This is a genomic window from Chryseobacterium sp. BGARF1 (assembly GCF_001677955.1).
Taxonomy (GTDB): Bacteria; Bacteroidota; Bacteroidia; order Flavobacteriales; family Weeksellaceae; genus Chryseobacterium.
In genome coordinates this window covers 1-8576 of sequence record NZ_LELA01000066.1, presented here as the reverse complement: position 1 = coordinate 8576, position 8576 = coordinate 1, and the positions used below count along the sequence as shown (strand labels likewise).

The following is an 8576-nucleotide window of genomic DNA, read 5'->3' as shown; positions in this document are numbered from 1 at the left end:
CCGCCATAATATATATATTAATTTTTTTAAGATTTTTGAACCGTTTTTAAACCAGCATCCCGTTTTTGTACTTTTCTATAAGTGTAACCACACATGACAATACTGAATTCATAAAGAAGTAAAAGCGGTAACGCCGCCATAATCATACTCAAAACATCGGCAGGAGTAATAATCGCAGCAACCACCATAATTAAAACAATAGCGTGTCTTCTGTATGTTTTCATAAACGTAGGATTCAAAATTCCGATATTGGTCAAGAAATAAATTAAAACCGGAAATAAGAAAACAACCCCCATTCCTAAAACAACCTGTAAGAATAGAGTCGTGTAATCACTAAGATCATATAACGGAATAATAATGTCTGAAATTTTAAAAATAACTCCAAAATTAACCGCAAAAGGCAAAATCAGAAAATATCCGCATAAAACTCCGGTCATAAATAAAATCCAAACCGAATTGATGATGAAAAGCGAATTTTTTCTTTCATTTGGATGTAGAGCCGGACTGATAAATCTCCACAATTCCCAAACGATATAAGGAAAAGCTGCAACAACGCCACCAAAAATAGAAACTGCCATCATCACGTTAAATTGCTGATACAGCCTCTGAACTCGCACCGGAAATTCATCCGGTAAAGTAATACTGTCTTCACCCAAAATCCATTGTGAAAACTCGTTCACCAATTTAAACGTAGGGAAATCGTTTCGGGTAGGACCAAAAAAGATATGATCCATAATCCAGTTGATATTAAAACCGACAACAACTGCCGCTATAACAATAGCAAGAATAGAGCGTATCAAATGCCCTCTCAATTCTCCAATATGTCCAAAAAAAGACATGTCTTTATCTTCGCTCACAGATATTTTTTTAAGTTTCAAATGTATGAAAAGTTATTAGAGTTTTGCAGACCAAGCGTAATAAACTCGTACCTGAGAACTTATAACTTTAAAACTAATTAATTCCCTCGTCTAATAAGGTATGCAGATCAATAATTCCGAAATATTGCCCGTTTTCTGTTACAATTAATTGCCCAATGTTGTTGTCTTTTAAAATTTTCATGGCTTCTTTTGCTAAGACATCTTTTTCTATTGTTTTTGGGTTTGCAGACATAATATCTTTTGCTAAAACTTTAGAAATATCGTCACCTTTCAACAACATTCTTCGCAAATCTCCATCGGTAACAACACCGATGATTTTTTCATTATCTGTTACTACAGTGATTCCATGACTTGATGCACTAATCGAAATAATGACATCTCTTATAGATGCGTTTTCCGAAACCTGAGGCTTTTGTGAAGAAAGAAACTGCTCAACTCTTGCCGTTAAGTTTTTACCTAAACTTCCGCCGGGATGAAATTTTGCGAAATCATTTTCTTTAAAATCATTCATTTCCATAAGACATACAGCTAAAGCATCACCTAAAGCCATTTGATTGGTTGTAGAACTTGTTGGAGCCAGTTTATTCGGGCACGCTTCCAAATCTACGTGAGTATCTAAAATAACATCAGAAAATTCTGCCAGTTTGCTTTTTCTGTTTCCCGTCATTCCTATTAATGCAGAAGAATAATCTTTTAAATAAGAAACAAGATTGGTGATTTCAGGTGAATTTCCTGAATTAGATATGCATAAAACGACATCTTGCTTTTGAATAACTCCTAAATCTCCATGAATGGCTTCAGAGGCATGTAAAAACTGAGAAGGAGTTCCTGTAGAATTTAGCGTTGCAACGATCTTATTACCAACATGAGCCGATTTACCGATACCAACTACGATAAGTTTTCCGGTAGCAGAGTGAATTAGTTCTACTGCTTTTACAAATTCGTCTCCAATTCTTTCTTTTAATTTTTCCAGTTCGGAAATTTCTATGGTCAATGTGCTTTTTGCTATTGAGATAATGTTGTCTCTTTCCATTTTTATAACGAAATTAGTATGTAGATTACCAATGATTTGAATTTATGCTTAACATAAATTTGATTACTAAAAAATTCTATTACTTTTATTTTAAGTAAAAATTTTATAACTTTGGATTGGATGCAAATTTAGCAATACAAAATTAGATGAGCGCAAAAAAAGCCAATTTATCAGGCGAATTAAAAAAATACTTCGGATTTTCTACCTTTAAAGGACAGCAGGAAGAGATCATTAATAATCTCTTAAACGGAAAAGATATTTTTGTTCTTATGCCTACAGGAGGCGGTAAATCACTGTGTTATCAACTTCCGGCTCTTATTTCTGAGGGTACGGCAATTGTTGTTTCACCGCTTATTGCCCTTATGAAAAATCAGGTGGATGCCGTAAACGGACTTTCATCAGAAACGGGGATTGCCCACGTTCTTAATTCTTCTCTTAACAAAACTCAGACCAAACAGGTCTTTGATGATATAAAAAGTGGTAAAACAAAGCTTCTTTATGTAGCTCCAGAGTCATTAATTAAAGAAGATTATCTGGAATTTTTAAAAGATGTTAAGATTTCATTCTTTGCAATCGATGAAGCGCACTGTATCTCAGAATGGGGACACGATTTCCGACCGGAATACAGAAATTTAAAGCAAATCATCGATAAAATTGCAGATGTTCCTGTAATTGCTTTAACGGCAACAGCGACCCCGAAAGTACAGGATGATATTCAGAAAACTTTAGGAATGAGCAATGCTTTGGTATTTAAAGAGAGCTTTAACAGAGCTAATTTATTTTACGAAGTCACTCCAAAAGTGAATATAGATAAAGAAATTGTAAAATTTATCAATAAAAATAAAGGTAAATCAGGAATTATTTATTGTTTGAGCCGAAGAAAAGTGGAGGAGTTTGCTCAGCTTCTTCAGGTAAACGGAATCAATGCTCTTCCTTATCATGCAGGTCTCGACCAAAAAGTGAGAGTAGCCAATCAGGATAAGTTTTTGATGGAAGAGGCAGATGTAATTGTAGCAACGATTGCATTCGGAATGGGAATCGATAAACCGGATGTGCGTTTTGTGATTCATTATGATTTTCCAAAATCTTTGGAGAGTTATTATCAGGAAACTGGTCGTGCAGGTCGTGATGGGGGAGAAGGATATTGCCTTGCTTTCTACGATCCTAAAGATATTGAAAAACTTGAAAAATTTCTGGCTCAAAAACCTGTTTCTGAAAGAGAAATTGGTTTACAACTTTTAAATGAAGTAGTTGGCTATGCCGAAACTTCAATGAGCCGAAGACAGTATATTTTATATTATTTTGGTGAAACTTTTGATCCTATAAATGGTGACGGAGCTAAAATGTGTGACAATGCATCAAACCCTCCAAAATTGAAAGACGCTTCGAACGATTTAAAAAGAACATTAGAATTAATTAACGAAACGCAAGAAAAATTTAAGTCAAAAGATTTAATTTCTGTTATTGTTGGAAAAGAAACGGCAGTTACGAAGGCGTATAAATTAGAGCAAAGTTCATTTTTTGGGTTTGGAAAATCTGAAAAAGATAACTACTGGAAAACAATTTTAAGACAAGCCACGGTACAGAATTTTTTACAGAAAGACATCGAAACTTATGGCGTTTTAAAATTTACTGAAAAGGGTAAGAAAACTTTAACTGAAGATTTTAATGAACCTTTTTTAATTGCTGAAGATCGCGAATTTGATCTTTCACAGACCAAAGCAGAAAGCGATCAGGTACAGATGCAGTCAAGTGGAGGTCTAGATCAAAATTTATTTGGACTTTTAAAAGAGCTTAGAAAAAAAGTGTCCAAAAAACATGGAATTCCTCCTTATACGGTTTTTATGGATCCTAGTTTGGAAGATATGACGGTACAATATCCTATTACTGTAGAAGAAATTGCTAAAGTATATGGTGTTGGAGAAGGAAAAGCTAAAAAATACGGAAAAGAATTTGCTGATCATATTGCTAAATATGTTGAAGACAACAACATAGAACGTACTCAGGATATGGTGTTAAAAAATGTGGCTAATAAATCGAGTCATAAAGTTTTCATCATACAGAGTACTGATAAAAAAATTGATCTTGAAGATATAGCAAGAGCCAAAAATCTTTCGATGAATGATCTATTGAAAGAAATGGAACGTATTGTTTATCAGGGGACAAAGCTGAATATTGATTATTATATCGAAGACAATTTCGATGAAGATGTAGTAGATGATTTTATGGAATTTATGAACGAATCTGAAAGCGACAGCATGAAAGTTTTGCTTGATGAATTCGGGGATGAGCTTTCTGATGAAGAAGTAAGAATGCTGAGGATAAAATTCATTAGCGACGTTGCTAATTAATTTTTGATAAAATCAAAATGGAAAATCCAATATTAGAAGCAAAAAGAGAACTCATTCAGTGGATAAAACAAATGGATGAGCTTGAGACTATTGCAGAATTACTTGAGATTAAGAATAGAAAAACGTCTGTTCATGGAATAGCAGAATCTCAAGCTGAATACGTTGTAAAAGATGATTTTGATGAACGATTTGCAAAAGGGATAACTGGCAAAGAGATGATGAGGAAAGTTTATGAACATATTGAGTCTTTACCTTGGAAAGAGAAATAGTTTTTTCTAATGATGTTAAGGTTTTCCTTACAGATTTGGTAGATATTTTATATTCGAAAAACTATTTTGGTTTTGAAGAAGATGCTAAATTTTATGTACAGCAAATTGTTTTCTATATAATGAATTTTGATTTTCAAGTTAATGTTTATGAAACCCCTGAGAATTTTAAAAAGTTCGGAAGGAAATTTTTAAAATACAAAGCAAACAACAATACGTCTTGGTATATATTTTTCGATCAGAAAGAGCATAGGTTTTTAATAAATCATATTACAAATAATCATTCTCAGGATTTTCCGGACTTATTGTGAAACCAAACTCCTTTGAAAATATTAAAAAAAATCTTAGGATGAATAAGAAAATTTCTGTCATGTTTATTCTGCCGGATCTTGAAACCGGAGGTGCAGAAAGAATTGTTACCACCATTGCAAATCATCTTTCCAGAGATTGTTTTGAGCCTATGATTTTGCTTTTACGGAAACAAGGTGGTTACTTAAATTTTCTGAAAAAAGATGTAGAAATTATCGACATCGATACCGAAAGAATCAGACATTCTTTAAAACCTATTTTAAGGGAAATCTACCGCAGGAAACCCGATATTGTTTTTTCAGGATTTGGAGAAGTGAATGCCTATTTGTCCTTATTTATAAAGCTTTTTCCTAAAATTAAATTCATTGCCAGAGAAACCAATGTTGTTTCGGAGCATGTAACCAGAAAGGAAATAAAATTTTTCTATAACTTTTACAACAATTACCAAAAAATCATTGCGCAAAGCGATGATATGATGAATGATTTGGTAGATAATTTTAATATTAAAAAACATAAGATTACTAAGATCAATAATCCTGTAGATTTTGAGTTTATCAATGAAAAACTTTTGATCTCTACAAAACCCGAAAGTTTTAAATACAATTATAAAAATGTGGTTGCTATTGGAAATTTGTCTGCAAGAAAAGGATTTGATAATCTGCTGAAAGTTTTTTCAAGACTGAAAAATGAGAATATTATTCTCCATATTTTAGGAGATGGCAGAGATAGGGAGATTCTTCATCAGATGAAGGATTTTTTAGGTTTAAAAAAAGTTATTTTTCATGGCAGGCAAGAAAATCCATATCAATTTCTAAAATTTGCCGATCTATTTATTCTTTCTTCCCGCTATGAAGGTTTTCCCAATGTTTTGTTGGAAGCTGGTGCCTGCGGAACATATTCTTTAGCGAATAATTGTCGTGGCGGAATTAACGAAATCATCCAAGAAAGAATAAACGGTGAAATTTCTAATATTGAAAATCCTGAAGATTTTTCGCAGAAGATTCTGCAGATATTACGTGGAAATTACGACGCAGATTCTATAAAAAATTCTATAAAATCTAGATTTTCAAAAGAAATCATTTTGGACCGATACGAGAAACTACTCTTAGATATTGTAAAATAATAAAATGAAAATCAGTTTAAAAATATTTGCATTCTATGTTTTTTCTATAGGATTTTTTTACTGAAATTAAATTGGTTTGAATATGTTTTTGAATGCAATTGTAAAGACGATATTTTTCCGAAATATTATGCTTTTCCATTAGTTTACAGAAGTAATGGTCTAGGTAATTCTATGTCAGAAACATTTTTTATTTCAGGAATATTGCTCAATGGTTTAGTTATAACTGTTCTTCTTTTAATTGTTGATTTTTGTTTCCATAAATTATTAAAAAATCGAAAATTCCTTCTGAAAATAGTTTCATTTTTACAGATTCTTTTGCTTTTATTTTCTCTTTACAGTTATTATATTTCATATACGTTTCTAAGCAATGATACATTTGAATGGAAAAGTGATTTTAAAGAACAAGTGAAAACTTACAAAGCAGAGTGCAAAGGTTATTTTAAAGGAATATTAATCAATTAAATCTCCCGTATTTCCTTAAATTTGCATTTCAATTTTATCTAAAATCAATATTTCATTCATGAAAAAACTTCCAAAATTGGGTTGTGCCTGCGAAAAGCACGACTTAATTGAATCTGAATACCGAACTTCTATAGTAGGAACCGATTTTACTGATGGCAAAAATGCTGAGGTAAGCATTATTCAATGCAGACTCTGTCAAAGAATTTGGCTTAAATATACTCTTGAATCAGACAGATGGTACAAAGGAATTATTGCTAAAAAAGAGGTTATAGGAATGAAACCTGAAAATGCAATAGAATATCTGGAAAATCTTCCATGGTACATTTGTGGTGGTTCTTATTTTGGAAATAAAGAAGTTTTTGGAGAAGGAGAATTGAATTTGTAAATTAGGTTAAATGTCAGATGTCAGAAGTTTTAAAAATATTCTCAATCATTTAAACATCCATCACCCCGCAACAAAAAAACTTGACAAAACTCACTTTGTGGCGTGGTAATTAATCATTAAATTTGTAAGAATTAATCATTTCAGATAATAATAAATAAAAATATAAAATGAGTCAATTTGATGTTACCGTAATCGGTTCCGGTCCTGGAGGTTATGTAGCTGCAATTCGCGCTGCACAATTAGGTTTTAAAGTAGCAATTATCGAAAAATATTCAACGTTGGGCGGAACTTGCCTTAATGTTGGATGTATTCCTTCAAAAGCGCTTTTAGACAGTTCTGAGCATTTTGAAAATGCAAAGCATAATTTCGAAAACCACGGAATTATCATTAACGAGCCAAAAGCTGATATCGCAAGAATGATTGCGAGAAAAAATGAAGTGGTAGAGCAGACTACAAAAGGAATCAACTTCTTGATGGACAAAAACAAAATCACTGTTTTTGAAGGTCTTGGAAGCTTTGAATCTGCTACTCAAATTAAAGTGACTAAAAACGACGGTTCTTCTGAAACGATCGATTCTAAATATACAATTGTTGCAACAGGTTCTAAACCTTCATCTTTACCTTTCATTACTTTAGATAAAGAAAGAGTGATTACTTCAACAGAAGCTTTGAATTTAAAAGAAATTCCTAAGCATTTGGTAGTAATCGGTGGTGGTGTAATCGGTCTTGAGCTAGGCTCGGTTTACCTAAGATTAGGTTCTCAGGTTACTGTGGTTGAGTTTATGGACAAAATCATCCCTACAATGGATGGAGCTTTAAGCAAAGAATTAACTAAAGTTCTTAAAAAACAAGGAATGAAGTTTATGCTTTCTACAGCAGTTTCTGCAGTGGAAAGAAACGGAGATTCTGTAAAAATCACTGCAAAAGATAAAAAAGGAGAAGAAGTAACTGTTGAAGGAGATTACTGCTTAGTTTCTGTAGGAAGAAGACCTTTCACAGACGGCCTTGGATTGGAAAAAGCAGGTGTTGAGCTTGACGAAAGAGGAAGAATTAAAACCAACGACCATTTACAAACTAATGTTGCAAATATCTATGCAATCGGAGATGTAATTAAAGGAGCGATGTTGGCTCATAAAGCTGAAGAAGAAGGAGTTTTTGTTGCTGAAACTTTAGCCGGACAAAAACCTCACATCAATTATAATTTAATTCCTGGAGTGGTTTACACTTGGCCTGAAGTTGCAGGAGTTGGTAAAACTGAAGAGCAATTAAAAGAAGAAGGTGTAGCTTACAAAATCGGAACTTTCCCAATGAGAGCTTTAGGAAGAAGCCGTGCAAGTGGTGATATCGACGGTTTGGTGAAAATTATCGCTGACGAAAAAACAGATGAGGTTCTTGGTTTCCATATGATTGGAGCGAGAGCTGCAGATTTGGTTGCTGAAGGAGTAATTGCAATGGAATTCCGTGCAAGTGCAGAAGACATCGCAAGAAGTTCTCACGCTCACCCTACTTACGCAGAAGCAATTAAAGAAGCTGCTTTGGATGCTACAGGAAAAAGAGCTTTGCATATGTAAGATTTGATTAAAAGATTTAATCATTTAAATACTAAGAAAATGAAGACTGGCATCAATTTGATGGCAGTCTTTTTTGTTTGTTAAAATATTGTTTATAAATTAGTTAAAGAATTAATCTGAAAAACCGTAAAAAACAAATTTTGAAAAAATTATTGTATCTGAATATTATTTTAATCATCTTAATACTTGTTGCAAGTG

Annotated in this window: 9 protein-coding genes; 6 read left to right on the top strand and 3 right to left on the bottom strand. The window is 32.8% G+C overall.

Features of this window, described 5'->3' with window-relative positions; genetic code table 11:
- Nucleotides 1-26 precede the first annotated feature (26 nt).
- Both tatC and AB671_RS13160 read right to left on the bottom strand, forming a co-directional pair.
- Nucleotides 27-857: a twin-arginine translocase subunit TatC gene (gene tatC / locus AB671_RS13165; RefSeq protein WP_185114061.1), complete on the bottom strand. Its 831-nt coding sequence runs from the start codon at nucleotides 855-857 to the stop codon at nucleotides 27-29.
- A gap of 94 nt (nucleotides 858-951) precedes the next feature.
- A complete protein-coding gene (locus AB671_RS13160; protein WP_066675511.1) occupies nucleotides 952-1911 on the bottom strand; it encodes an SIS domain-containing protein in 960 nt (319 codons plus the stop codon).
- A 146-nt stretch (nucleotides 1912-2057) separates the two neighbouring features.
- Between AB671_RS13160 and recQ the strand changes: the two genes are divergently transcribed.
- Genes recQ through AB671_RS13140 form a run of 4 tightly spaced genes read left to right on the top strand, consistent with a single transcriptional unit; the run spans nucleotide 2058 to nucleotide 5960 of the window.
- Complete coding sequence (gene recQ, locus AB671_RS13155) at nucleotides 2058-4262, top strand: DNA helicase RecQ (RefSeq protein WP_066675513.1); 2205 nt, start codon at nucleotides 2058-2060, stop codon at nucleotides 4260-4262.
- A gap of 17 nt (nucleotides 4263-4279) precedes the next feature.
- Entirely contained in the window at nucleotides 4280-4531 is a 252-nt protein-coding gene (locus tag AB671_RS13150) for a hypothetical protein (protein ID WP_066675518.1), read from the top strand.
- Nucleotides 4516-4839, top strand: coding sequence for a hypothetical protein (locus AB671_RS13145; RefSeq protein WP_066675520.1), 324 nt, complete (start codon nucleotides 4516-4518; stop codon nucleotides 4837-4839). The genes AB671_RS13150 and AB671_RS13145 overlap by 16 nt, the downstream gene beginning before the upstream one ends.
- Before the next feature lie 38 nt (nucleotides 4840-4877).
- Nucleotides 4878-5960: a glycosyltransferase gene (locus AB671_RS13140; protein WP_066675523.1), complete on the top strand. Its 1083-nt coding sequence runs from the start codon at nucleotides 4878-4880 to the stop codon at nucleotides 5958-5960.
- A gap of 217 nt (nucleotides 5961-6177) precedes the next feature.
- On the opposite strand, the gene AB671_RS22930 is transcribed toward AB671_RS13140, so the two are convergent.
- Nucleotides 6178-6312, bottom strand: a complete 135-nt coding sequence (locus AB671_RS22930; RefSeq protein WP_262484068.1) for a hypothetical protein — start codon at nucleotides 6310-6312, stop codon at nucleotides 6178-6180.
- 168 nt (nucleotides 6313-6480) lie between these two features.
- Here AB671_RS22930 and AB671_RS13130 point away from each other — a divergent pair, with 168 nt between their 5' ends.
- Nucleotides 6481-6807: a hypothetical protein gene (locus tag AB671_RS13130; protein WP_066679110.1), complete on the top strand. Its 327-nt coding sequence runs from the start codon at nucleotides 6481-6483 to the stop codon at nucleotides 6805-6807.
- 167 nt (nucleotides 6808-6974) lie between these two features.
- A complete protein-coding gene (gene lpdA, locus AB671_RS13125; RefSeq protein ID WP_066679113.1) occupies nucleotides 6975-8378 on the top strand; it encodes a dihydrolipoyl dehydrogenase in 1404 nt (467 codons plus the stop codon).
- Nucleotides 8379-8576 lie beyond the last annotated feature (198 nt).

Excerpts from the sequence above, each read along its gene's own strand:
- lpdA (WP_066679113.1), top strand. The coding sequence starts at position 6,975 with ATGAGTCAATTTGATGTTACCGTAATCGGTTCCGGTCCTGGAGGTTAT.
- recQ (WP_066675513.1), top strand. The coding sequence starts at position 2,058 with ATGAGCGCAAAAAAAGCCAATTTATCAGGCGAATTAAAAAAATACTTC.
- AB671_RS22930 (WP_262484068.1), bottom strand. The coding sequence starts at position 6,312 with ATGAAATATAATAACTGTAAAGAGAAAATAAAAGCAAAAGAATCTGTA.
- AB671_RS13150 (WP_066675518.1), top strand. The coding sequence starts at position 4,280 with ATGGAAAATCCAATATTAGAAGCAAAAAGAGAACTCATTCAGTGGATA.
- AB671_RS13160 (WP_066675511.1), bottom strand. The coding sequence starts at position 1,911 with ATGGAAAGAGACAACATTATCTCAATAGCAAAAAGCACATTGACCATA.
- AB671_RS13140 (WP_066675523.1), top strand. The coding sequence starts at position 4,878 with ATGAATAAGAAAATTTCTGTCATGTTTATTCTGCCGGATCTTGAAACC.
- AB671_RS13130 (WP_066679110.1), top strand. The coding sequence starts at position 6,481 with ATGAAAAAACTTCCAAAATTGGGTTGTGCCTGCGAAAAGCACGACTTA.